19 protein-coding genes, 1 tRNA gene and 1 pseudogene are annotated in these 23,140 nt (G+C 69.3%); 14 read left to right on the forward strand and 7 right to left on the reverse strand.

The annotated features are described in order from the left end of the window. Window positions 1-12 precede the first annotated feature (12 nt). Both OG429_RS11015 and OG429_RS11020 read right to left on the reverse strand, forming a co-directional pair. Window positions 13-153, reverse strand: a complete 141-nt coding sequence (locus tag OG429_RS11015; protein ID WP_328925123.1) for an SPW_0924 family protein — start codon at window positions 151-153, stop codon at window positions 13-15. 302 nt (window positions 154-455) lie between these two features. Beyond that, window positions 456-1,730 (reverse strand): lytic transglycosylase domain-containing protein, encoded by a 1,275-nt coding sequence (locus OG429_RS11020; RefSeq protein WP_328925124.1) that lies wholly within the window; start codon window positions 1,728-1,730, stop codon window positions 456-458. Between the two features lie 110 nt (window positions 1,731-1,840). Here OG429_RS11020 and OG429_RS11025 point away from each other — a divergent pair, with 110 nt between their 5' ends. Beyond that, on the forward strand, window positions 1,841-2,713 hold the full coding sequence (locus OG429_RS11025; protein WP_328925125.1) for a DUF4184 family protein: 873 nt from the start codon (window positions 1,841-1,843) through the stop codon (window positions 2,711-2,713). 40 nt (window positions 2,714-2,753) lie between these two features. Here OG429_RS11025 and polA read toward each other — a convergent pair whose 3' ends face one another. Next, the gene (polA, locus tag OG429_RS11030) at window positions 2,754-5,477 is read right to left on the reverse strand and encodes a DNA polymerase I (RefSeq protein WP_328925126.1); all 2,724 of its coding nucleotides are present in this window, start codon (window positions 5,475-5,477) and stop codon (window positions 2,754-2,756) included. A 133-nt stretch (window positions 5,478-5,610) separates the two neighbouring features. On the opposite strand from polA, the gene OG429_RS11035 reads away from it, so the two are divergent. The 8 genes from OG429_RS11035 (at window position 5,611) to OG429_RS11070 (ending at window position 15,300) form a co-directional block, all read left to right on the forward strand. Continuing rightward, window positions 5,611-7,881: an FdhF/YdeP family oxidoreductase gene (locus OG429_RS11035; protein ID WP_328925127.1), complete on the forward strand. Its 2,271-nt coding sequence runs from the start codon at window positions 5,611-5,613 to the stop codon at window positions 7,879-7,881. A gap of 64 nt (window positions 7,882-7,945) precedes the next feature. After that, the gene (locus OG429_RS11040; protein ID WP_328925128.1) at window positions 7,946-8,428 is read left to right on the forward strand and encodes a PaaI family thioesterase; all 483 of its coding nucleotides are present in this window, start codon (window positions 7,946-7,948) and stop codon (window positions 8,426-8,428) included. Window positions 8,429-8,651: 223 nt separating this feature from the next. Next, window positions 8,652-9,053, forward strand: coding sequence for a hypothetical protein (locus OG429_RS11045; RefSeq protein ID WP_328925129.1), 402 nt, complete (start codon window positions 8,652-8,654; stop codon window positions 9,051-9,053). A gap of 552 nt (window positions 9,054-9,605) precedes the next feature. Further along, a complete protein-coding gene (locus tag OG429_RS11050) occupies window positions 9,606-10,841 on the forward strand; it encodes a branched-chain amino acid ABC transporter substrate-binding protein (RefSeq protein ID WP_328925130.1) in 1,236 nt (411 codons plus the stop codon). Between the two features lie 139 nt (window positions 10,842-10,980). Further along, the gene (locus tag OG429_RS11055) at window positions 10,981-11,913 is read left to right on the forward strand and encodes a branched-chain amino acid ABC transporter permease (RefSeq protein WP_328925131.1); all 933 of its coding nucleotides are present in this window, start codon (window positions 10,981-10,983) and stop codon (window positions 11,911-11,913) included. Window positions 11,914-11,918: 5 nt separating this feature from the next. Next, window positions 11,919-13,640 (forward strand): branched-chain amino acid ABC transporter permease, encoded by a 1,722-nt coding sequence (locus tag OG429_RS11060; protein WP_328925132.1) that lies wholly within the window; start codon window positions 11,919-11,921, stop codon window positions 13,638-13,640. A 5-nt stretch (window positions 13,641-13,645) separates the two neighbouring features. Further along, window positions 13,646-14,587, forward strand: coding sequence for an ABC transporter ATP-binding protein (locus tag OG429_RS11065; protein WP_328925133.1), 942 nt, complete (start codon window positions 13,646-13,648; stop codon window positions 14,585-14,587). After that, window positions 14,584-15,300 carry an ABC transporter ATP-binding protein gene (locus tag OG429_RS11070; protein ID WP_328925134.1) on the forward strand — a complete coding sequence of 239 codons (717 nt, stop codon included), beginning with the start codon at window positions 14,584-14,586 and terminating at the stop codon, window positions 15,298-15,300. Before OG429_RS11065 ends, OG429_RS11070 begins: the two co-directional genes overlap by 4 nt. 57 nt (window positions 15,301-15,357) lie before the next feature. Here OG429_RS11070 and OG429_RS11075 read toward each other — a convergent pair whose 3' ends face one another. Further along, window positions 15,358-16,011, reverse strand: coding sequence for an ANTAR domain-containing response regulator (locus OG429_RS11075; protein ID WP_328925135.1), 654 nt, complete (start codon window positions 16,009-16,011; stop codon window positions 15,358-15,360). Between the two features lie 97 nt (window positions 16,012-16,108). Here OG429_RS11075 and OG429_RS11080 point away from each other — a divergent pair. Further along, window positions 16,109-16,182, forward strand: a tRNA-Leu gene (locus OG429_RS11080). Between the two features lie 108 nt (window positions 16,183-16,290). Further along, window positions 16,291-17,044, forward strand: a pseudogene (locus tag OG429_RS11085) (transcriptional regulator). On the opposite strand, the gene OG429_RS11090 reads toward OG429_RS11085, so the two are convergent. Further along, complete coding sequence (locus OG429_RS11090) at window positions 17,041-18,006, reverse strand: GlxA family transcriptional regulator (RefSeq protein WP_328925136.1); 966 nt, start codon at window positions 18,004-18,006, stop codon at window positions 17,041-17,043. The pseudogene OG429_RS11085 and the gene OG429_RS11090 sit on opposite strands and share 4 nt — an antisense overlap. 112 nt (window positions 18,007-18,118) lie before the next feature. Here OG429_RS11090 and OG429_RS11095 point away from each other — a divergent pair, with 112 nt between their 5' ends. Both OG429_RS11095 and OG429_RS11100 read left to right on the forward strand, forming a co-directional pair. After that, window positions 18,119-18,442, forward strand: a complete 324-nt coding sequence (locus OG429_RS11095) for a putative quinol monooxygenase (RefSeq protein ID WP_328925137.1) — start codon at window positions 18,119-18,121, stop codon at window positions 18,440-18,442. A gap of 84 nt (window positions 18,443-18,526) precedes the next feature. Next, on the forward strand, window positions 18,527-18,778 hold the full coding sequence (locus OG429_RS11100) for an EF-hand domain-containing protein (RefSeq protein ID WP_328925138.1): 252 nt from the start codon (window positions 18,527-18,529) through the stop codon (window positions 18,776-18,778). Between the two features lie 74 nt (window positions 18,779-18,852). Here the strand turns inward: OG429_RS11100 and pyk are convergent, their stop codons facing one another. Together pyk and OG429_RS11110 are read right to left on the reverse strand one after the other, a co-directional pair. After that, window positions 18,853-20,280, reverse strand: a complete 1,428-nt coding sequence (gene pyk / locus OG429_RS11105) for a pyruvate kinase (protein ID WP_328925139.1) — start codon at window positions 20,278-20,280, stop codon at window positions 18,853-18,855. 171 nt (window positions 20,281-20,451) lie between these two features. Next, window positions 20,452-21,153, reverse strand: a complete 702-nt coding sequence (locus tag OG429_RS11110) for an SIMPL domain-containing protein (RefSeq protein WP_328925140.1) — start codon at window positions 21,151-21,153, stop codon at window positions 20,452-20,454. Between the two features lie 128 nt (window positions 21,154-21,281). Between OG429_RS11110 and OG429_RS11115 the strand changes: the two genes are divergently transcribed. Further along, complete coding sequence (locus OG429_RS11115) at window positions 21,282-23,066, forward strand: bifunctional metallophosphatase/5'-nucleotidase (RefSeq protein WP_328925141.1); 1,785 nt, start codon at window positions 21,282-21,284, stop codon at window positions 23,064-23,066. Window positions 23,067-23,140: the final 74 nt, after the last annotated feature.

Consider the following 23,140-nt stretch of genomic DNA (forward strand, 5'->3'; position numbering starts at 1 on the left):
CCGGGCCCTCCTCTACTTTCCGGGCGCGGCGGGCGCGGTGGTGAGCAGGGGCTTCGGTGAGGTCGTGCCTTCGGGCGCCCCGAACGCCGTCATGGCGAGGACGAGGAGCACCGCGAGGACGAGCCCGCTGGCGGCGGCGATGAATGCGCGCATGCCGGGCCTCCGGAATCTGATAGGTCGTCAGGGCGGAGGCACCGTAGCAATGCGGACGCGAGATGAGAACCGTTCGAGCCACGGATCACCACTGGGCCGTCCGGGGGCCTTGACGCCCACCGGCTCACGGGTGCGGCGCAACATCGCGCTCAACGGCGGCGGCGTCTGGCAAGGACCTTCCTCCAGCGCCCTGACCCTCATCAACAGCCGAATCCTCGACAACACGCCCAACAACTGCCGGCCTGTCGGGTCGGTTCCCGGCTGCACGAACTGACCCCGGCTCGATCCGCGCCCACTGGGCGTCAGCCTCGGCTACGGGTTTCCCCGGGGGTCGGCCGGGGCGCCGACAGGGTGGAGGACGGGGACGGCGTGGGATTCGGCGTGCGTGACGGACTCGGCGTCGCGGTGGGAGTCGGGGTCGGCGTCGGGGACGGGGTCGGGCTGGGCGTCGGCGTGGGAGTCGGCGTCGGGACCGGCGTCGGCGTGGGAGTCGGCGTCGGGACCGGCGTCGGCGTGGGAGTCGGCGTCGGGACCGGCGTGGGCGTAGGAGTCGGGCTCGGCGGTGTGGGCGTCGGCGTCGGCATGGGGGTCGGTGTCGGAGAAGGGGTCGGCGTGGGCGACGGGGTCGGCTTCGGATCCCGTGAGGGGCTGGGCGTGGGAGTGGGGCTCGGCGTCGGCTTCGGCTTCGCCGGTGTCACCACGGGCACGTCCGTGCCCGCCTCGTCCGGGACCTCGTGCGTCCCCTTGAGGTAGTACGTGAACCAGGACCGCACCGTCTTCAGGTACTCGGCGGACTGGTTGTACGAGAGCACCGCCCGGTCCAGGTCGGCGTCCACCCGCAGGTCCCGGGTCCCCACGCAGAGGTAGCGGCCGGCCGCGAGAGCCGCGTCGTAGACGTTGTTCGGATTGCGCCGGCCGTCGCCGTCCGCGTCCTGGCCCCAGGCCGCCCACGTGGAGGGGATGAACTGCATGGGCCCGACCGCCCGGTCGTACCGGGCGTCCCCGTCGTACGCCCCGCCGTCCGTGTCCGAGATGTTCGCGAAGCCGTTGCCGTCGAGCACCGGCCCCAGGATCGGCCGCAGCGTGGTCCCGGCCGCGTCCACCCGGCCGCCGCGCGCCTGCCCGGACTCGACCTTGCCGATCGCCGCGAGGAGCTGCCAGCGCAGCCCGCAGCGGGCGTCGCTCTCCCCCACCACCTTTTCCGCCCGCAGGTACGCCGCGAGCACGCTCGCCGGTATCCCCTGCGAGCCGACGCCAGCCGACGCGCCCTCGGACCCGGACCCGGACGCGGCGACCGCCTGCTCCACCGGCGCGGCCGGCGCGCCGCCCTCCGGCAGCAGCACGGCCGGCGGCTCGGGGCTCGCCAGGGGCGGCAGTTCGGTGAAGTAGGAGGAGTCGCCTCCGCTGCCGGCCGCCGCCGGGAGGGGCGGCGTCGCGTCCTCTCCGGCCGCGGAGATCCGGTCCTGGCGCCCGCCGCCCGGCCCTTGGGAAGCGGTCACCGCGGCGACCACCAATGCGCAGACCAGGGCGGCCGCCCCGCCCCTGCGCAGCCTGCGTCCACCTGTTCGAGCCGACATGAGCCGGACCCCTCCCCCTCGACGTCGGGCGCGACCCTACGTCAACTCCCTGTGCGAGGCACGTACTGTTGACCGGAATTCACCACATCCGCACGTCGACGCGAGGTGCCATGCCGTTCACCCTGAGCCATGCGGCCGCCGTACTTCCGGCCGTCCGCCGGACCGGGCGCGCGCGGGGGCCGCTGGTCGCCTCGGCGCTGGTCCTCGGTTCGTTCGCGCCGGACACCTTCTACTTCGCCGACGCGGTCGTCGAAGGGGTCATGTCCTACGGCGCGTTCACGCATTCGCTGCCCGGCGTCCTCACCGCGGACGCTGTTCTCACCGCGGCCCTCGTGGGGTGCTGGCTACTGCTGCGCGAGCCGCTGATCGCGCTCCTGCCGCGCGCCTGGCGGGGCCGTGTCCACGCCTTCGTGCGCGGCGAGCACTGGCGGGGGCGCCAACTGCCCGCACTGGCCCTCTGGTTCTACCTCTCGGCGGTCGTCGGCTCCCTCACGCACGTGGTGTGGGACAGCTTCACCCACCTCGACCGCTGGGGGACGAACGCCCTGCCGGTGCTCGGTGAGCCGCTCGCCTTCGGCCTGCCGCTCTACACGTACCTGCAGTACGGCAGTTCGGCGGTCGCGGCCTGCGCTCTGCTCTGGTTCACGGTGACCGCACTGCGGCGGCTGCCGGCCTCACCGGTTCCGGCGGCCGTGCCGGCGCTGACCCGCGCCGAGCTGTGGGGTGCGCTCGCGCTGGTCGTGGCGTGCCTGGCGGCCGGGGTCACACTGCGCGTGGTCCGCTTCTTCACGTTCTTCGACCGGATCCGCTCGCCGCTCGACATCATCCCGACCGTCTGCTTCGGCGCGGGCGGCGGCCTCGCCGTGGGCCTGCTGCTGTACGGGGTCCTCGTACGGCTGCGGCACCGCGGCGACCGGGGCGACCGGGGCGACCGCGGCCGTTCGTACGGGGACACGCGAACGCCCGTTCCCACCGCCCGGTAGGCGGCGGGAACGGGCGCGGCGCCGCAGTTGCGGACGCGGGTCAGTGCGCGGCGGACTCCCAGTCGGAGCCGACGCCCACCGAGACGTCCAGCGGGGCGCGGAGCTCGACGGCGGCGCCCATCTCGCGGCGCACCAGCTCCTCCACCGGTCCGCGCTCGCCCTGGGCGATCTCCAGCACGATTTCGTCGTGGACCTGGAGCAGCATCCGCGACTTGAGGCCGGCCGCCACGATCGCCTTGTCGACGCGCAGCATCGCGACCTTGACGATGTCGGCCGCGGTGCCCTGGATCGGGGCGTTGAGCGCCATCCGCTCGGCGGCCTCGCGGCGCTGGCGGTTGTCGCTGCCCAGGTCGGGCAGGTACCGGCGGCGGCCGAAGATCGTCGCCGTGTACCCGGTGGCCCTAGCCTCGTCGACGACGCGGCCCAGGTAGTCGCGGACCCCGCCGAACCGCTCGAAGAAGGTCTCCATCAGGCCGCGCGCCTCGGCGGGCTCGATGTTCAGCTGCTGGGCGAGACCGAAGGCGGACAGCCCGTACGCGAGGCCGTACGACATGGCCTTGATCTTGCGGCGCATCTCGGCGTCGACCTGGGACCGCTCCACTCCGAACACCTGGGAGGCGACGGTGGTGTGCAGGTCCTCGCCGGTCGCGAACGCCTCGATCAGGCCCTCGTCCTCGGAGAGGTGGGCCATCACGCGCAGCTCGATCTGGCTGTAGTCGGCGGTCATGAGGGACTCGAAGCCCTCGCCGACGACGAAGCCGCGGCGGATCGCGCGGCCCTCGTCGGTGCGCACCGGCACGTTCTGCAGGTTGGGGTCGGTGGAGGACAGGCGTCCGGTCGCGGCGACGGTCTGGCTGAAACTGGTGTGCACCCGGCCGTCGGCGGCGATCGTCTTGACCAGGCCCTCGACGGTGACGCGCAGCTTGGCCTGCTCCCGGTGCCGCAGCATGATCACCGGCAGCTCGTGGTCGGTCTGCGTGGCCAGCCAGGCCAGCGCGTCCGCGTCCGTGGTGTAACCGGTCTTGGTCTTCTTCGTCTTCGGCAGGTCCAGCTCGCCGAAGAAGACCTCCTGGAGCTGCTTGGGCGAGCCGAGGTTGAACTCGTGGCCGACCGCCGCGTGCGCCTCCTTCACCGCCTGCTGCACCGCTCCGGCGAACTGCTGCTCCATGGCCTCCAGGTGGTCGCGGTCGGCGGCGATGCCGGCCCTCTCCATCCGGGCCAGCAGGTCCGAGGTGGGCAGCTCCATGTCGTGCAGCAGCTCGACGGCGCCGACCTCGGCGAGCTTGCCGGTGAACGCCTCACCCAGGTCGAGGACGGCGCGGGCCTGCGCCATCAGCGCCTCCGCCTCGGCGGTCTCGTCGGCGCCGAAGGCGAGCTGGCCGTCGGCGGCGGCGGGCTGGAGCTCCCGGTGCAGGTACTCGTTGGACAGCACGTCGAGCGCGAAGGAGCGGCGGCCCGGCTTGACCAGGTAGGCGGCGAGCGCGGTGTCCATGGTGACGCCCGCGAGGCTCCAGCCGTGCTCGGGGAAGACCCGCATCAGGCCCTTGGCGTTGTGCACGACCTTCGGCTTCGCCGCATCGGCCGCCCAGGCCGCGAAGGCCCGCTCGTCGGCCTCGTCCAGCTCGGACGGCTCGAACCAGGCGGCCGCGCCCGTAGCCGAGGCCAGCGCGATCTCGCTGACGTTGCCCTGTCCCAGCGCCCAGCTGTCGACGGTGGACACGCCCAGCGGTGCGCCCGCGTGGGCTTCGAGCCACGGCGCGAGCTCGCCCGCGCCCAGCACGGAGCCGTCCAGCTCCACACCCGCCGCGGCCGGAGCCGGGGCCTCTTCCTCGGCCGCGCCCGGGTCCACGGCCAGCAGCCGCTCGCGCAGCGAGGCGTTGCGGATCTCCAGCACGTCCAGCACCCCGGTCACGGCGGACCGGTCGTACGGGGCGCGGGCCAGGTCGGCCGGCGTCTTGGGCAGCTCGACGTCCTTGACCATCTCGGTCAGGACGCGGTTGAGCTTGACGGCCTCCAGGTGCTCCCGGAAGTTCTGCCCGGCCTTGCCCTTGACCTCCTCGGCGCGCTCCACGAGTTCCGCGAACGACCCGAACTGGGTGATCCACTTGGCGGCGGTCTTCTCGCCGACGCCCGGGATGCCCGGCAGGTTGTCGGACGGGTCACCGCGCAGCGCCGCGAAGTCCGGGTACTGCTGGGGGGTGAGCCCGTACTTCTCCTCCACCTTCTGCGGCGTGAACCGGGTCAGCTCGGAGACGCCCTTGGTCGGGTAGAGCACGGTGGTGCGCTCGGAGACGAGCTGGAAGGAGTCGCGGTCGCCTGTGACGATCAGCACGTCGAAGCCGGCGGCCTCCGCCTGCGTCGCCAGCGTCGCGATCACGTCGTCGGCCTCGAAGCCGTCGACCGCGAAACGCGGCACGTGCATCGCGTCGAGCAGCTCGCCGATCAGCTCGACCTGCCCCTTGAACTCGTCGGGGGTCTTGGAGCGGTTCGCCTTGTACTCGGGGAACTCCGTCGAGCGCCACGTCTTGCGGGACACGTCGAACGCCACCGCGAAGTGCGTGGGCGCCTCGTCGCGCAACGTGTTCGCCAGCATCGACGCGAAGCCGTAGATGGCGTTGGTCGGCTGGCCGGTCGCGGTCGTGAAGTTCTCCGCGGGCAGCGCGAAGAACGCCCGGTACGCCAGGGAGTGCCCGTCCATGAGCATCAGGCGGGGGCGGTCCGCTGCGGTCGTCTGGTCGGTCTTCTTCGATGCTGAATCTGCCACGCCCCCGATCCTAGGCGGCCCCGCTGACAATTCCGGCGTCGGCAATGGCCGCAAGGCGTGACAGGATCGGACGCCTACCCGAACACATGCAGCGGCCGCCGCTGCGACGTCCGACTGCTCAAAGGGGAGCAACATGGCCACCAAGCCGCCCTCAGGTGACCCCGTACAGGACGCGCCGCAGGTCGCGCCCCCCAAGCACGCCGCCGCAGGCCTGCCCGCGATCGGGCACACCCTGAAGATCGCGCAGCAGCAGATGGGCGTCGTCCGCACCGCGCGCACCCTGCTCAAGGTCAACCAGAAGGACGGCTTCGACTGCCCGGGCTGCGCCTGGCCCGAGGGCGACAAGCGGCACACCGCCGAGTTCTGCGAGAACGGCGCCAAGGCGGTCGCCGAGGAGGCCACGCTGCGCCGGGTCACCCCGGAGTTCTTCGCCGGGCACCCGCTCGCCGACCTGGCCACGCGCTCCGGGTACTGGCTGGGCCAGCAGGGCCGGATCACGCACCCGATGTACCTGCCGGAGGGCGGCGACCGGTACAAGGCGGTCAGCTGGGAGCGGGCCTTCGAGATCATCGCCGAGGAGCTGACGGCCCTCGGCTCCCCCGACGAGGCCCTCTTCTACACCTCGGGCCGCACCAGCAACGAGGCCGCGTTCCTCTTCCAGCTGTTCGCCCGCGAGTTCGGCACCAACAACCTGCCCGACTGCTCCAACATGTGCCACGAGTCCTCGGGCTCCGCACTGACCGAGACCATCGGCATCGGCAAGGGCAGCGTCTCCCTCGAAGACCTCCACCAGGCCGACCTGATCATCGTCGCCGGGCAGAACCCGGGCACCAACCACCCGCGCATGCTCTCCGCCCTGGAGAAGGCCAAGTCCGCCGGCGCGAAGATCATCTCGGTGAACCCGCTGCCCGAGGCCGGCCTGGAACGCTTCAAGAACCCCCAGACCCCGGTCGGCATGCTCAAGGGCACCGCCCTGAACGACCTCTTCCTGCAGATCCGCATCGGCGGCGACCAGGCCCTCTTCCGCCTCCTCAACAAGCTCGTCATCGACACCGAGGGCGCCACCGACGAGGCCTTCATCCGCGAGCACACCCACGGCTACGAGGAGCTGGCGGCCGCCGCCGAGAAGGCCGACTGGGCCGAGACCCTCACCGCCACCGGCCTGACCCGGCCCGAGATCGAGCAGGCCCTGGCCATGATCCTGGCCTCGAAGCGCACCATCGTCTGCTGGGCCATGGGCCTCACCCAGCACAAGCACTCCGTCGCCACCATCCGCGAGGTCGTCAACCTCCTGCTGCTGCGCGGCGACATCGGCCGCCCCGGCGCCGGCGTCTGCCCCGTCCGCGGCCACTCCAACGTCCAGGGCGACCGCACCATGGGGATCTTCGAACGCCCCGCGGCCGCCTTCCTCGACTCGCTCGACCGCGAATTCCAGATCACCTCGCCGCGCGGGCACGGCTACGACGTGGTCCGCTCCATCCAGGCCCTGCGCGACGGCGAGGCCAAGGTCCTCTTCGCCATGGGCGGCAACTTCGTCGGCGCCACCCCCGACACCGACGTCACCGAGGCGGCGATCCGCCGCGCCTCCCTGACCGTGCACGTCTCCACCAAGCTCAACCGCTCCCACGCGGTCACCGGCCGGCGCGCCCTGATCCTGCCCACCCTGGGCCGCACCGACAAGGACGTACAGGCCTCCGGCAAGCAGTTCGTCACGGTCGAGGACTCCATGGGCATGGTCCACGCCTCCCGCGGCAACCTCGCCCCCGCCTCCCCGCACCTGCTTTCCGAGCCCGCGATCGTGGCCCGCATGGCCCGCGCGGTGCTCGGCGCGGCCTCGAAGACCCCGTGGGAGGAGTTCGAGAAGGACTACGCGGCCATCCGCGACCGGATCTCCCGCGTGATCCCCGGCTTCGAGGACTTCAACGCCCGCGCGGCCCGCCCCGAGGGCTTCCGCCTCCCGCACGCCCCGCGCGACGAGCGCCGCTTCCCCACCACGACAGGCAAGGCCAATTTCACCGCCGCGCCCGTCGAGTACCCGAAGGTTCCCGAGGGCCGGCTGCTGCTCCAGACCCTGCGCAGCCACGACCAGTACAACACCACCATCTACGGCCTCGACGACCGCTACCGCGGGATCACCGGCGGCCGCCGCGTCGTCATGGTCAACCCCGAGGACGCCGCGGAGCTCGGCCTCGCGGACGGCTCGTACACGGACCTGGTGAGCGAGTGGAACGACGCCGTGGAGCGGCGCGCGCCCGGCTTCCGCGTCGTGCACTACCCGACCGCCCGGGGCTGCGCGGCCGCGTACTACCCCGAGACCAACGTGCTGGTACCGCTCGACTCCACCGCGGACACCAGCAACACCCCGGCGAGCAAGTCCGTCGTCATCCGCTTCGAACCGGCCTGAACCGGCCTGATAGAACGACCTCAGGACAAGCAGGTTAACGAGCGTTGACGAACGGAGCCGGCCCATGGGCGAGAAGCACGCAGTGAAGTTCCCGCAGGAGGTCCTCGACGAGTACACGGCTCTGGGCATCGACCTGCCCGCGCTGTTCTCGGCGGGCGACCTCGGCGAGCGCATGGACATCCGCATCCTGGAGGCCTCGGCCGAGCGGGTCGTCGGCACCATGCCGGTCAAGGGCAACACCCAGCCGTACGGACTGCTGCACGGCGGCGCCTCCGCCGTCCTCGCCGAGACCCTCGGCTCCGTCGGCGCGATGATGCACGGCGGCATCAACAAGATCGCCGTCGGCGTGGACCTGAACTGCACCCACCACCGGGGCGCCCGCAGCGGCATCGTCACCGGCGTCGCCACCCCGGTGCACCGCGGCCGCTCCACCACCACCTTCGAGATCGTCATCACTGACGAGCAGGACAAGCGGATCTGCACCGCCCGCCTGACCTGCCTGCTGCGCGACGCCGCCCCGGCCGGCGACGCCCCCGCCGGAGCCTGACCCCGGCCGCGGGGCCCGCACACGGGCGCCACACCCACACGGGCACCACCCGCAGGCCCGGACCCCGCCCCGCGCGCGGCAGGTCCGGGCCTGCCCCCGTCCGGCCGCCGTCCAGCCCCCCGTCCGGCCGCCATCCGGCCCCGACCCGACCGGAATCCGCCAGTCCGCACCCGTTCCTGCCGCCGCTGTTGTGTCACCGATGGTGACCGCCTACCTTCCCCTCATGGGGACCCAGCCACGCTCCACGGTCCGGTACGCCGCCTCCACCCTGCTCGCGGCGCTCACCCTGACCGGATGCTCGCCTTCCACCCCACCCTCCGCGGCAGGCACCGAGACCCCGGCGGCCAGCCCTTCCTCCCCCGCACAGATCTGCACCAGCCTCGTGTCCTACTGGGCGAAGGAGACCCTCCTGGGCACCAAGTGGTCCGGTCTGGACTGGGAGCAGAAGGGGCTTTCCAACGACCAGTACGCGATCCACGAGGAAGCCGTGGCCGCAGGCCGCGCTGAGGAGCGAACTGCCGGGCGGGACAAGGCACTTGAGCTGATCGACCGGCTCGTCGCCCAGCGCTGCGCCGAGCAGGGCGGCGCGACCTGGAGCTCGGAGAACTGGCGACCCCCGACGTGAGCCAGGTCACCGCATTCCCGAGCGCGCTGTCCGCCTTCCGGGCACTTGGCACCGCGGGACTCAACCGCAGGTGAGGGGCACTTTCGCGCCGCGAAGAAGATCCATCCGGGCCAAATGGATCACCCTTGCCCACCCTCGCGCATCACTCTGCGTAATGGTCACGTCGTATGTAATCCCGCCTTTTCCCCTGGGAATGGCCACACGGTGAATTCTTCCGGACACGTGCAGCCACATTTGGCGCAATTTGATCTAAGACAGGTGCATGAAGGCCTCAAGCCCCTTAGGGAAGCAGGTAATTCTCACGATGCGGACATTCCCAGGTGTCGCAAAACGTCCGTTTTGTCCACACTCCCACCACGCATTCTTGGCCTTGGCATAACAAGAGCGTCACATCCTCCTTTCTCTGCTCCCCGTGTTCACCACCTCGGGCCTAGAGTCACGGCCAGTCACCGCGCCGCTGGGCGCGACCAGCACGGCCGCTGTACATCCCAGTGCGGCCCGGCGACCGAACGGCACCTCACAGAGGGAGCCGCGCCAGGGAAAGGAAGAATCGTGCGACACCGTTCTTTGCTCGTCCTCACCACCGTGATCACCACGGGTGCACTGACCCTCACCGCCTGCGGATCGCGCGACGAGGCTAAGTCCGGGGACAAGACCGACGGCAAGAAGACCGTCGTCGTCATTGGCGTGGACGCCCCCCTCACCGGCTCGCTTTCCGCCCTCGGCCAGGGCATCAAGAACTCGGTCGACCTCGCGGCCAAGACGGCCAACAAGAACAACGAGGTCCCCGGCATCGAGTTCAAGGTCGAGGCCCTCGACGACCAGGCGGTCCCCGCCTCCGGTCAGGCCAACGCCACCAAGCTCGTCGGCAACAAGGACGTCGTCGGCGTCGTCGGCCCGCTGAACTCCGGCGTCGCCCAGCAGATGCAGGGCGTCTTCGCCTCCGCCAAGCTGGCGCAGGTCTCGCCCGCCAACACCAACCCCGCGCTCAGCCAGGGCGACAACTGGGGCAAGGGCGAGTTCAAGCGCCCCTTCGACACCTACTTCCGCACCGCCGCCACCGACGTGGTCCAGGGCAAGTTCGCCGCCCAGTACCTCTTCAAGGACGCCGGCAAGAAGAAGGTCTTCGTCGTCGACGACAAGCAGACCTACGGCGCCGGCCTGGCCGCGATCTTCTCCGACGAGTTCAAGAAGCTCGGCGGCGAGGTCGTCGGCACCGACCACGTCACCGTGAAGGAGACCGACTTCTCCTCCACCGCCGACAAGGTCAAGTCCTCCGGTGCCGACTCCGTCTACTTCGGCGGCCAGTACCCCGAGGGCGGCCTGCTCGCCGACCAGATCAAGAAGACCGGCGCCAACATCCCGCTCATGGGCGGCGACGGCATCCAGGACCCCGCCTTCATCACCGCCTCCGGCGAGGCCAACGAGGGCGACCTCTCCACCTCCATCGGCTACCCGGTCGAGAAGCTCCCCACCGCCAAGACCTTCATCGCCGACTACCAGGCTGCCGGCTACAAGGACCCGTACGCGGCCTACGGCGGCTACTCCTACGACGCCGGCTGGTCCGTCATCCAGGCCGTCAAGGCCGTCGTCGCCGCCAACAGCGGCAAGCTGCCCACCGACGCCCGCGCCAAGGTCGTCGAGGCTCTCGGCAAGGTCTCCTTCGAGGGCGTGACCGGCAAGGTCGCGTTCGACCAGTACGGCGACACCACCAACAAGCAGCTCACGGTCTACAAGGTCGAGGGCGGCAAGTGGATCGACGTCAAGAGCGACACCTTCAACCAGTAATCCCCACGTCCCGCCAGCCGGGACCCCCGGGCCGGTCTGAACCGACGGCCTGACCCCCTCAAAAAGAACCAGCCGCGCGAGGGCGCAAACAGCGCCCTCGCGCGGAGTCTTATCCGACACGCTCATCGGAGGCCCTGCGGTGCACGAACTGCCGCAACAGCTGGCCAACGGCCTTGCCCTCGGTGCCCTTTATGGCCTCATCGCCATCGGGTACACCATGGTCTACGGCATCGTCCAGCTCATCAACTTCGCCCACGGCGAGATCTTCATGATCGGCGGCTTCGGCGCGCTCTCCGCCTACGCCATCCTCCCGACCGGCACCTCCCTGCTGATCGCGATACCAGTCATGATCGTCGGAGGCGCACTCGCCTCGGTCCTCGTCGCCACCGCAGCCGAACGCTTCGCCTACCGCCCCCTGCGCAGCGCCCCACGGCTCGCCCCGCTCATCACCGCAATCGGCCTCTCGATCGCGCTCCAGCAGCTCGTCTGGCAGTTCTACCCGGACGCCAAGAAGGCAGTCAGCTTCCCTGAGTTCAAGGGTGCCGCCTTCAAGATCACCGACAGCCTGGCCATCCAGCGCGCGGACCTCTTCGTCCTCATCCTCGCCCCGCTCTGCATGCTCGCCCTCGGCGTCTTCGTCTCCAAGAGCCGCAGCGGCCGCGCCATGCAGGCCACCGCGCAGGACCCCGACACCGCGAAGCTGATGGGCATCAACACCGACCGCATCATCGTCATGGCCTTCGCCATCGGTGCCGCGTTCGCCGCCGTCGCCGCCGTCGCCTACGGCCTCGACAAGGGCCAGATCAACTTCGAGATGGGCTTCATCCTCGGACTGAAGGCCTTCACCGCAGCCGTCCTCGGCGGCATCGGCAACATCTACGGCGCCATGGTCGGCGGCGTCGTCCTCGGCCTCGCCGAAGCCCTCTCGATCGCATACATCGAAGACATCCCCGGCATGTCGCAGCTCGGCGGTGGAGCCTGGTCCAACGTCTGGGCGTTCGTACTCCTCATCGTCGTCCTCCTCGTGCGGCCACAAGGCCTGCTCGGCGAGCGCGTCGCGGATCGGGCGTGAGAACCATGACCACCAACACCACCCCGCAGACCGCCGCCGCCAAGCAGGGCACCGCCCCCGCCGCGCTCCTCTACGCGGTCATCGGCGGCAGCCTCCTGACCGTCATCAGCGCCTTCCTCGCGTGGACCTGGACCGACGAGTTCCCCGGTGACCTGACCTACTACGGCAGCCCGGCGCCCATCCAGTCCCTCAGCCTGATCGCCGGACTCCTGACCGCCGCCTTCGCGCTCTCCGCACTCGGCGTCAAGGGCCTGCGCTGGCTCACCCCCACCGGCGCCCGCAAGCCCGTATGGATCCTCGCGCTCGCCACCCTCGCCGGCACCTGGTTCACGGTCATCGCCATCGCCGTGGTCCTCGGCGGCTTCGTCCACCTGGAGCCCGGCGCCTACGTCGCCCTCGTCGGCTCGCTCATCCCGGCCCTCGCCGCGTACAAGCTCCCCGACGACAGCCACAAGGCGTCCCCCGCCAAGCAGCTGCCCGCCTGGGCCGAGATCCTCATCATCACCGGCGTCTTCGCCCTCGGCCTCTACGTCATCACCTTCGGCATCGACACCGATGACAAGGAACCGCAGCTCTTCGTCACCTACCTGCTCACCGTCGGCATCGCGGGCTTCGCCCTCCTCAAGGCCGGCCTCTTCGACCGGCTCGGCAGCCTCACCGCGAAGCACCGCCAGGTCACGCTCCTCGGCACCGCGGCCGCCGCGATCGCCTTCCCGTTCATCCAGCAGAGCGGCGACACCTACACGCTCATCGCGGTCAACATCCTGATCTTCGCGACCGTCGCCCTCGGCCTCAACGTCGTCGTCGGCCTCGCCGGCCTCCTCGACCTCGGATACGTCGCCTTCCTCGGTGTCGGCGCCTACGCCGCCGCCCTGGTCTCCGGCAGCACCGCCTCCGCCTTCGGCATCCACCTGCCCTTCTGGGCAGCGGTCATCGTCGGCGCACTCGCCTCGCTCGTCTTCGGCGTGATCATCGGTGCACCGACCCTGCGCCTGCGCGGCGACTACCTCGCCATCGTCACCCTCGGCTTCGGAGAAATCTTCCGCATCGCCATGGGCAACCTCGACGGCGACTCCGGCCCGGACATCACCAACGGCCCGAACGGCATCCCCAACATCCCCCACCTCGACCTCTTCGGGTGGAACTTCGGGGAGTCGCACACCGTCGGCGGCATCGTCCTCGGCGCCTACGCCAACTACTACTTCCTGATGCTCCTCGTCATGGCCGTAGTCGTACTGGTCTTCTCCCGCGCCGGCAACAGCCGCATCGGCCGCGCCTGGGTCGCCATCCGCGAAGACGAGACCGCCGCCGAAGCCATGGGCATCAACGGCTTCAAGGTCAAGCTCATCGCCTTCGCCCTCGGCGCCACCCTCGCCGGCCTCGCCGGCACCGTCCAAGCACACGTCAACAGCACGGTCGTCCCCGAGAACTACGTCTTCGCCGGGCCCGTCCCGCCGAACTCCGCGTTCCTCCTCGCCGCCGTCATCCTCGGCGGCATGGGCACCATCCGCGGCCCCATCCTCGGCGCCGCACTGCTCTTCCTGATCCCGGCGAAGCTGGCCTTCCTCCAGGACTACCAGCTCCTCGCCTTCGGCATCGCCCTCATCCTGCTCATGCGCTTCCGCCCCGAAGGCCTCATCGCCAACAAGCGCGCGCAGCTCGAGTTCCACGACGACACCGCTGACCAGGCCCCCACGGACCTGGCCACCGCCAAGGCGGGGGCGTGAACGACATGACCACCACAGACACCACCACCAAGACCACCGTTCTCGAAGCCAGCGGCGTCACCATGCGCTTCGGCGGCCTCACCGCCGTCAAGGGCGTCGACCTCAAGGTCAACGCCGGCGAGATCGTCGGCCTCATCGGCCCCAACGGCGCCGGCAAGACCACCTTCTTCAACTGCCTCACCGGGCTGTACGTCCCCACCGAGGGCAGCGTCAGCTACAAGGGCACCGTCCTGCCGCCCACGCCCCACAAGGTCACCGCGGCCGGCATCGCCCGCACCTTCCAGAACATCCGGCTCTTCCACAACATGACCGTGCTGGAGAACGTCCTCGTCGGACGCCACACCCGCACCAAGGAAGGCCTCTGGTCCGCCCTGCTGCGCGGCCCCGGCTTCAAGAAGGCCGAAGCCGCCAGCGAAGCACGCGCCATGGAACTCCTCGAGTTCATCGGCCTGCAGAACAAGGCCGGCCACCTCGCCAAGAACCTCCCCTACGGCGAGCAGCGCAAGCTCGAAATCGCCCGCGCCCTTGCCAGCGACCCCGGTCTCATCCTCCTGGACGAGCCCACCGCCGGCATGAACCCGCAGGAGACGCGAGCGGCCGAAGAGCTCATCTTCGCCATCCGCGACATGGGCATCGCCGTCCTCGTCATCGAGCACGACATGCGCTTCATCTTCAACCTGTGCGACCGCGTCGCCTGCCTCGTCCAGGGCGAGAAGCTCATCGAAGGCACGGCCGCAGAGGTCCAGGGCGACGAGCGCGTCATCGCCGCCTACCTCGGCACCCCCTTCGAGGGCGACCCCGGCGCGGAAGAAGTCGCCGAGGTCGAGGCAGCCGAAGCCGCCGCCGAAGCACAGTCCGAAGCCGAGGCCACGGACGAAGCCACGGACGAAGACGCGGCAGCGGACAGCACCACCAGCACCACCAGCACGGAAGGAGAGGCCAAGTGACCGCAATGCTCAAGGTCGAAGACCTCAAAGTCGCCTACGGCAAGATCGAAGCCGTCAAGGGAATCTCCTTCGAGGTCAACGAAGGCGAAATCGTCTGCCTCGTCGGCACCAACGGCGCCGGCAAGACGACCACCCTGCGCACCCTCTCCGGGCTCCTCAAGCCCAAGAGCGGCAGCATCACCTTCGGCGGACAGCCCCTCGCCTCCGTCCCCGCCCACAAGATCGTCTCCCTGGGCCTCGCCCACTCCCCCGAGGGACGCCACATCTTCCCCCGGCTGACGATCGCCGAAAACCTCCAGCTCGGCGCCTTCCTGCGCACCGACAAGGACGGCATCGAGAAGGACATCCAGCGCGCCTACGAGATGTTCCCCATCCTGGGCGAACGCCGCAAGCAGGCCGCCGGCACCCTCTCGGGCGGTGAGCAGCAGATGCTCGCCATGGGCCGCGCGCTCATGTCCCAGCCCAAGCTCCTCATGCTGGACGAGCCCTCCATGGGTCTCTCCCCGCTGATGATGCAGAAGATCATGGCGACCATCAAAGAGCTCAAGGCCTCGGGCATGACCATCCTGCTCGTCGAGCAGAACGCCCAGGCGGCGCTCTCGCTCGCCGACCAGGCGCACGTCATGGAGATCGGCAAGATCGTTCTCTCCGGCACCGGCCAGGACCTCCTCCACAACGAGGACGTCCGCAAGGCCTACCTCGGCGAGGACTGACAAACGTGTGAGGCCCGCCTCCCCTCGGGGGGAGGCGGGCCTCACGCATGTCCGCGTCTACTGACCGGCGTTCTGCTTCTTCTCCTCAGCGTCCTCGATGACCGCCTCGGCGACCTGCTGCATGGACATGCGGCGGTCCATGGAGGTCTTCTGGATCCAGCGGAACGCCGCGGGCTCGGTGAGCCCGTACTGGGTCTGCAGGATGCTCTTGGCACGGTCGACGAGCTTGCGCGTCTCCAGCCGGAGGGAGAGGTCGGCGACCTCCTTCTCCAGCGCCTTCAGCTCGGCGAAGCGGGACACCGCCATCTCGATGGCCGGCACGACGTCGCTCTTGCTGAACGGCTTCACGAGGTACGCCATGGCACCGGCGTCACGGGCGCGTTCGACGAGGTCGCGCTGCGAGAACGCGGTCAGCATCAGTACGGGGGCGATGGACTCCTCCGCGATCTTCTCGGCGGCGGAGATCCCGTCCAGGACGGGCATCTTCACGTCGAGGATGACGAGGTCCGGGCGGTGCTCGCGGGCCAGCTCGACGGCCGTCTGGCCGTCCCCGGCCTCACCGACGACGGCGTACCCCTCTTCCTCCAGCATCTCTTTCAGGTCGAGACGGATGAGCGCCTCGTCCTCGGCGATGACGACGCGGGTCGTCAGCGGCGGAACGTGCGACTGGTCGGCGTCGGGCGTGGGCGTCGACTCGTGCTCGGCGGTCACGGAGGCTCCTCGTTGCGGGGCATAACAGCTCCCCCGAGCCTACCGAGCTCCTGTAAGGTGGTGCCACGCAGGGTTCCCCCGAACCTTCGTTTTGAAGGCCCCAGTACTCCAACGGTTAGAGAGGCCGCTCTCAAACAGCGGACAGTGTGGGTTCGAATCCCACCTGGGGCACCTTTCCTTGAATTCCAAGGTCACGCCGCAGCGGCAAGTCTTCCCCTTTCGGGGGAATCTGTCGGGAAACGGGCGCGCATCCAGAGGATCTTCCGCACTGTCGCCCACATGTACGATCTGGCAACTCGGCGGCACGCGCTAACCCTTCTCGGTCGTGGGCGGAGCCTGAATTCCGTCAGCAAGGAAACGGGGATATCCCGGGCCGCCATCCGCGCCTGGCGGGTTCGCATCGAACCCCTCCCCCGTATGAATCACACGCCATGTGAGAGCCCACCCGACCCGGCCGCATACGCCTATCTCCTCGGCCTCTATCTCGGTGACGGCTGCATCAGCCCCCTCGCGCGGCGGATACTACCTCCGCATCGCCTGCGCTGACGCTTGGCCCGGCCTCATCGAGCAGTGCCGCGCGGCGATTCTTGTGGTCCGCCCGTCCGACAAGGTCTACGTCCTGCAGCGGCAAGGGTGCGTCGCCGTCACCAGCTACGGACGGCACTGGACGTGCCTGTTCCCGCAGCACGGGCCCGGCAAGAAGCACGAGCGGCGGATCGCCCTCGAAGGCTGGCAGCAGGAGATCGTCGACGCTCACCCCTGGGAGTTCATCCGGGGCCTCATTCACTCAGACGGGTGCCGGATCACCAACTGGACCACCCGCATGGTCGGCGGCGTCAAGAAGCGCTATGAGTACCCGCGGTACTTCTTCACCAACAAGTCCGACGACATCCGGAGGCTCTGTACCGACACGCTCACCAAGGTCGGCGTCCAGTGGACCATCCTCGCCCGGGGCAGCGACCCCTTCAACGTCTCCATCGCCCGGAAGGACTCCGCGGCGCTGATGGACGCCCACATCGGGCCCAAGCACTAGAGCCCGGGGCTCCGCAGCCGGCCCGGGGTGGTGCCGAGGCGCTGCCTGAGCAGGGTCGTGAGCGTCGAGGCGTTCTCGTAGCCCACGCGGCGGGCGACGGCTTCGGTCGGGAGGTCGGTGGTGCGGAGCAGGTGGGCGGCTTGTTCGAGGCGGATGGTCTGGGCGAAGCGGAGGGGTGAGATGCCGAGTACGCGGTCCACGGCGCGTTGGAGGGTGCGTTCGCTGGCGCCGACCGCGCGGGCCGCTTCGGGCATCGTGAGCGGTTGGTCGATGTGTTCTCGTATCCAGCGTTCGAAGGCTCCGACGGTGGGGTCGGTGCGGGCGAGGTGGCTGGGGATGGCGTATCCGGCCTGGGTGGGGCGGTCGTCGACGACGAGGTAGCGGGCGGTGAGGTCGGCGAGTGCGGGGCTGGTGCGGCGGACGAGGGCGAGTGCGAGGTCGAGGTGGGCCATGGCTGCGCCGGCGGTGGTGACGCCTTCGGCGTGGGTGAGCATGTGGCTTTCGTCGAGGGTGACGTGGGGGTAGCGGCGGCGGAATGCGGGGGCGAGCCACCAGCTGGTGGTGGCGGTGAGTCCGTCGAGTACTCCGGTTTCGGCGAGCAGGAAGGTGCTCGTGCAGGCGGCGGCGAGTGGGATGCCGGCTGTGTGGGCCTGCTGGATGGTGTTGCGTTCGGGTTGGCGCTCGGGTGCGGCCACCCAGTTCAGGAGGGGTTCGGGCTGTTTGGGGCCTGCGCCGGGTACGACGAGGAGGTCGGGGTGCGGGGCGTCTGCTGGGGGTACGGCTTCGATCGTGTGTCCGGCGGCGGTGCGTATGGGGCCGTGGGGGCTGACGCGGGTGAGTTCCCAGGGTGGTGGGGGCTGGGGCAGTTCGGCCCTCAGTTCGTTGGCCATCTGCAGTACGTCGACGACGGTGGCCAGTCCGGAGTCGAAGAGTCCGTCCGTGACCAGTACCGAGATCTTCATGTCGGAAACGGTAAAGGACGCGTCGGATCTGCCACTGGGTGGGGCGGTGGGCGCGGCCATACGTTGATCTCGACGAACGGCGCGGCCGGCGCCCTGACGAAGGAGAAACGCGATGTCCAAGGCCTTGTCCACTGATTCCGTCCGCCTCGGTCTGCTCGCCCGGATCGAGGCGAAGCCGGAGCACGTGAAGGATGTGGAGGAGCTGCTCACGGGGGCTCTTGCCCTGGCGCAGGAGGAGGCGTTCACCACGGTGTGGTTCGCTCTGCGCATGGGTCCGACGACGTTCGGGATCTTCGATGCGTTCGGCAGTGACGAGGATCGTACGGCGCACTTGCAGGGCAGGATCGCGGCGGCGCTGATGGAGCGGGCGCCGCATCTGTTGGCGGAGGCGCCGGAGATCGTGCCGGTGGACGTTCTGGCGGCCAAACTCGCCTAGGGCTGTCTGTCCGTGGGGCCGTTGTCCGGGTGGGTTCGGGGCGGCGTAGGTTGAGGTCCAGGCATAGGAGAAGGGGACCGCGTGATGAGCGAGAAGGCTCGCAAGCTGTTCGATGCGCTGGATCTCAACCAGGACGGTGAGCTGACCCGGCTGGAGGTGATCACGGCTTTGCGGTCGAAGGGGCCGACGCTTGCCGCCGAGGGGGTGTTGCCGGTCTGGGCGGTGGGGGATGAGGATGCTTCGTCGGCTCTGTTCGATGCGGCTGACGCGAACGGGGACGAGGTCTTGAGCTTCGAGGAGTTCGCCGCGGTGGTCGATCGCCGGTTCGGCTGGTAGGGCTGTAGGGGCTCGTCTCGGCGTGTCCGCGTCGGGCGGGCGCTTTCCCGGCCCGACGCGGTGCGTGTGACGTGCTAGCGGACGGCGTCGCCGATGTGGTGGACGCGGACGAGGTTGGTGGAGCCGGTGACGCCGGGGGGCGAGCCGGCGGTGATGACGACGACGTCGCCGGTCACGCAGCGGCCGATGCGCAGGAGTTCTTCTTCGACCTGGGCGACCATGGCGTCGGTCGAGTCGACGTGGGGGCCGAGGAAGGTTTCGACGCCCCAGGTGAGGTTGAGCTGGGAGCGGGTGGCGGGGTCGGGGGTGAAGGCGAGCAGGGGGATGGGTGAGCGGTAGCGGGAGAGCCGGCGGACGGTGTCTCCGCTCTGGGTGAAGGCGATGAGGAATTTCGCGTCGAGGAAGTCGCCGATTTCGGCGGCGGCGCGGGCGACGGCTCCGCCTTGGGTGCGGGGCTTGTTGCGTTCGGTGAGGGGCGGGAGGCCCTTGTCGAGGATGTCTTCTTCGGCGGCTTCGACGATCCGTGACATGGTGCGGACGGTTTCGACGGGGTATTTGCCGACGCTGGTTTCGCCCGAAAGCATGACGGCGTCGGTGCCGTCGATGATGGCGTTGGCGACGTCGGAGGCTTCGGCGCGGGTGGGCCGGGAGTTTTCGATCATCGAGTCGAGCATCTGGGTCGCGACGATGACGGGTTTGGCGTTGCGCTTGGCGAGTTTGACGGCGCGCTTCTGGACGATCGGGACTTGTTCCAGGGGCATTTCGACGCCGAGGTCGCCGCGGGCGACCATGATGCCGTCGAAGGCGGCGACGATGTCGTCGATGTTCTCGACGGCCTGGGGCTTTTCGATCTTGGCGATGACGGGGAGACGGCGGCCTTCTTCGTCCATGATGCGGTGGACGTCTTCGATGTCGCGGCCACTGCGGACGAAGGAGAGGGCGATGACGTCGGCGCCGGTGCGCAGGGCCCAGCGGAGGTCGTCGATGTCCTTTTCGGAGAGGGCGGGTACGGAGACGGCGACGCCGGGGAGGTTGAGGCCCTTGTGGTCGGAGACCATGCCGCCCTCGACGACGAGGGTGTGGACGCGGGGGCCGTAGATTCCGGTGACTTCGAGGGTGACGCGGCCGTCGTCGACGAGGATGCGTTCGCCGGGGGTGACGTCGGTGGCGAGTCCCTTGTAGGTGGTGCCGCAGGTGTGGCGGTCGCCTTCGTGGTCTTCGACGGTGATGGTGAACTCGTCGCCGCGTTCAAGGAGTACGGGGCCTTCGCGGAAGCGGCCGAGGCGGATCTTCGGGCCTTGAAGGTCGGCGAGGATGCCGACGCTGCGGCCGGTCTCGTCGGAGGCCTTGCGTACGCGCAGGTAGCGCTCTTCGTGTTCGGCGTAGGTGCCGTGGCTGAGATTGAAGCGGGCGATGTCCATTCCGGCTTCGACCAGGGCTTTGATCTGGTCGTATGAGTCGGTGGCGGGGCCCAGGGTACATACGATTTTCGCTCGGCGCATGAGGCGAGCGTATTCCCCTACCAGGCAGTAGGAAATTGGTTCCGGGTGTCCACTCAACAACCTTTGGGCAAAAGGTTGTTGACAACTGTTGAATGTGCATGGGGGTGCTCCGATGAGCACCCCCGGGGCGTCCGGTGGTGGGCTTTCAGGGCTGCATTTCGGAGCTGTGCCTCACAGTTGGGGCGGGGTCATCGTGAAGCGGGCGTTCACCTGGGCGTAGATGGTCTGGCGCTGTGGTTCGAGGTCGAGGGGCGGGGCGCCGGCGTCTTCGGAGCCGCTGAAGGCCATGGTGCGCATGGTGGCGCCGGGGGCGCCTTGGAAGGGGGCGGCGTTCTCGGCGCCGAGGTCGGCGAGTTCGACGAGGGCGGCGAGGCGGGCGCCGAGGGCTTCGGCGTATTCGCGGGCGCGCTGGACGGCTTCGAGTACGGCTTGGCGGCGGGCCTGGCCGTGGGCGGGTGAGGTGGGGCGCAGGGCCCACCAGGGGCCGTCGATCTGGGTGAGTTCGAGGTCGGCGAGGCGGGTGGTGAGTTCGCCGAGGGCGGTGAAGTCGCTGAGTTCGGCGGTGATGTGGACGCGTCCGTGGTAGGCGCGGATGCGTTCGCCGCGGCCGTGGCGGGTGAGTTCGGGGCTGATGGAGAAGGCGCCGGTTTCGAGTTTTTCGACGGGGTCGCCGTAGCTCTTGATGAGGTCGAGGGCGGCGTTGTTGCGGCGGGTGAGGTCTTCGAGGGCGGTTCGCCGGTCGGTTCCGCGGGCGCTGACGGTGATGCCGATGCGGGCGATCTCGGGGTCGACTTCGATGCGGGCTTCGCCGCGGACGGCGACGCGGGGTACTTCGGGGGTTCCGTAGGGCTGGTGCGATGCGTCCTGGGTCATGGTTTCACTCTCGCACCGTCGCTCGTACGGGTGTGGTCATCGGATCGAAACCTGGTGGGGGTGTTGCTGCTTGTTACCCGTGGGTCAGAATCTACGCGCGTTGTTCACGCCTCAAAAGGGGAGATGGCATGGCGTTCGACCGCAGGACTTTTCTGGGGACCACGGCCGCGACAGGTGCGGCCGTGGCGTTGGCGGGGGCCACGAGCACCCCGGCGGCCGCGCAGGCGGGTCCGCGTACGTATGCGTTCACGGTGATGGGTACGACCGATCTGCACGGGAATGTCTTCAACTGGGACTACTTCACGGACAAGGAGTTCGACGACAAGGCGCACAACGACGTCGGTCTGGCGAAGATCTCGACCCTGGTGAACCAGGTGCGTGCGGAGAAGGGGCGGTGCAACACGCTGCTGATCGACGCGGGTGACACGATCCAGGGCACGCAGCTTTCGTACTACTACGCGAAGGTGGATCCGATCACGGCGCGGCGGGGTCCGGTGCACCCGATGGCGCAGGCGATGAACGCGATCGGCTATGACGCGGCGGCGCTGGGGAACCACGAGTTCAACTACGGCATTCCGGTGCTGCGCAAGTTCGAGGAGCAGTGCGATTTCCCGCTGCTGGGCGCGAACGCGCTGGACGCGAAGACGCTGCGGCCGGCGTTCCCGCCGTACAGCATGCACCGGCTGCGGACTCCGCACGGGCGGGACGTGAAGGTGGCGGTGCTGGGGCTGACGAACCCGGGTATCGCGATCTGGGACAAGGCGAACGTGCAGGGAAAGATGACGTTCCCGGGCCTGGAGGAGCAGGCGGCGAAGTACGTTCCGAAGCTGCGTTCGATGGGTGCGGACGTGGTGATCGTGTCGGCGCACTCGGGGTCGAGCGGGCTGTCGTCCTACGGTGACCAGCTGCCGTACGTCGAGAACGCGGCGGGTCTGGTGGCGGAGCAGGTGCCGGGGATCGACGCGATCCTGGTGGGGCACGCGCACACGGAGATTCCCGAGTACCGGGTGAAGAACAAGGCGACCGGCAAGGACGTGGTGCTGTCGGAGCCGCTGAAGTGGGGGCAGCGCCTGACGCTGTTCGACTTCGAGCTGACGTGGGCGAAGGGCCGCTGGTCGGTGGCGAAGGTCGCGGCGAGGGTGCTGAACTCGAACACGGCCGCGGAGGATCCGAAGATCACGGGGCTGCTGTCGGACGAGCACCGCAAGGTCGTGGCGTACGTGAACCAGGTGATAGGCACCTCGACGCAGGCGATGTCGTCGGCGGAGGGCCCGTTCAAGGACGTGGCGATCATCGACCTGATCAACCACGTGCAGGCGGAGACGGTGAAGGCGGCGCTGTCCGGTACGCAGTGGGCGGCGCTGCCGGTGCTGTCGCAGGCGTCGTGCTTCTCGCGGACGGCGTCGATCCCGGCCGGGCAGGTGACGATCAAGGACGCGGCCGGTCTGTATCCGTTCGAGAACACCATGGAGGCGCGGCTGCTCACCGGTGCGCAGCTGAAGGACTATCTGGAGTACTCGGCGAGGTACTACGTGCGGACGGCGCCCGGTGACGTGGTGGATCCGGCGAAGCTGACCAATTCCGAGGGCACGCCGGACTACAACTACGACTCCGTGTACGGGCTGTCGTACGACATCGACATCGCGCAGCCGGTGGGTTCGCGGATCTCGGGTCTGTCGTTCCAGGGCAAGCCGCTGGATCCGGCGGGGCAGTTCGTACTGGCGGTGAACAACTACCGGGCGTCGGGTGGCGGGGCGTTCCCGCACGTGCCGCAGGCGAAGCAGCTGTGGGCGAACTCGGACGAGATCCGCAACACGATCATCCAGTGGGTGAAGGCGAAGGGGACGGTCGACCCGTCGCAGTTCGCTTCGGTGGACTGGCGTCTGACGCGGGCCGGGGTGCCGGTGTTCTAGTCCGTTCGCGGTGGTGTGCGGCCGGGGCCTGCCGTGGCGGGTCCCGGCCGTCTGCGTGGGGCCGGCGCCGGGCC

Source organism: Streptomyces sp. NBC_00190, assembly GCF_036203305.1.
Lineage (GTDB): Bacteria > Actinomycetota > Actinomycetes > Streptomycetales > Streptomycetaceae > Streptomyces.

Excerpts from the sequence above, each read along its gene's own strand:
- OG429_RS11015 (WP_328925123.1), bottom strand. The coding sequence starts at position 153 with ATGCGCGCATTCATCGCCGCCGCCAGCGGGCTCGTCCTCGCGGTGCTC.
- OG429_RS11020 (WP_328925124.1), bottom strand. The coding sequence starts at position 1,730 with ATGTCGGCTCGAACAGGTGGACGCAGGCTGCGCAGGGGCGGGGCGGCC.
- OG429_RS11025 (WP_328925125.1), top strand. The coding sequence starts at position 1,841 with ATGCCGTTCACCCTGAGCCATGCGGCCGCCGTACTTCCGGCCGTCCGC.
- OG429_RS11035 (WP_328925127.1), top strand. The coding sequence starts at position 5,611 with ATGGCCACCAAGCCGCCCTCAGGTGACCCCGTACAGGACGCGCCGCAG.
- OG429_RS11040 (WP_328925128.1), top strand. The coding sequence starts at position 7,946 with ATGGGCGAGAAGCACGCAGTGAAGTTCCCGCAGGAGGTCCTCGACGAG.
- OG429_RS11045 (WP_328925129.1), top strand. The coding sequence starts at position 8,652 with ATGGGGACCCAGCCACGCTCCACGGTCCGGTACGCCGCCTCCACCCTG.
- OG429_RS11060 (WP_328925132.1), top strand. The coding sequence starts at position 11,919 with ATGACCACCAACACCACCCCGCAGACCGCCGCCGCCAAGCAGGGCACC.
- OG429_RS11065 (WP_328925133.1), top strand. The coding sequence starts at position 13,646 with ATGACCACCACAGACACCACCACCAAGACCACCGTTCTCGAAGCCAGC.
- OG429_RS11090 (WP_328925136.1), bottom strand. The coding sequence starts at position 18,006 with ATGAAGATCTCGGTACTGGTCACGGACGGACTCTTCGACTCCGGACTG.
- OG429_RS11095 (WP_328925137.1), top strand. The coding sequence starts at position 18,119 with ATGTCCAAGGCCTTGTCCACTGATTCCGTCCGCCTCGGTCTGCTCGCC.
- OG429_RS11100 (WP_328925138.1), top strand. The coding sequence starts at position 18,527 with ATGAGCGAGAAGGCTCGCAAGCTGTTCGATGCGCTGGATCTCAACCAG.
- pyk (WP_328925139.1), bottom strand. The coding sequence starts at position 20,280 with ATGCGCCGAGCGAAAATCGTATGTACCCTGGGCCCCGCCACCGACTCA.
- OG429_RS11110 (WP_328925140.1), bottom strand. The coding sequence starts at position 21,153 with ATGACCCAGGACGCATCGCACCAGCCCTACGGAACCCCCGAAGTACCC.
- OG429_RS11115 (WP_328925141.1), top strand. The coding sequence starts at position 21,282 with ATGGCGTTCGACCGCAGGACTTTTCTGGGGACCACGGCCGCGACAGGT.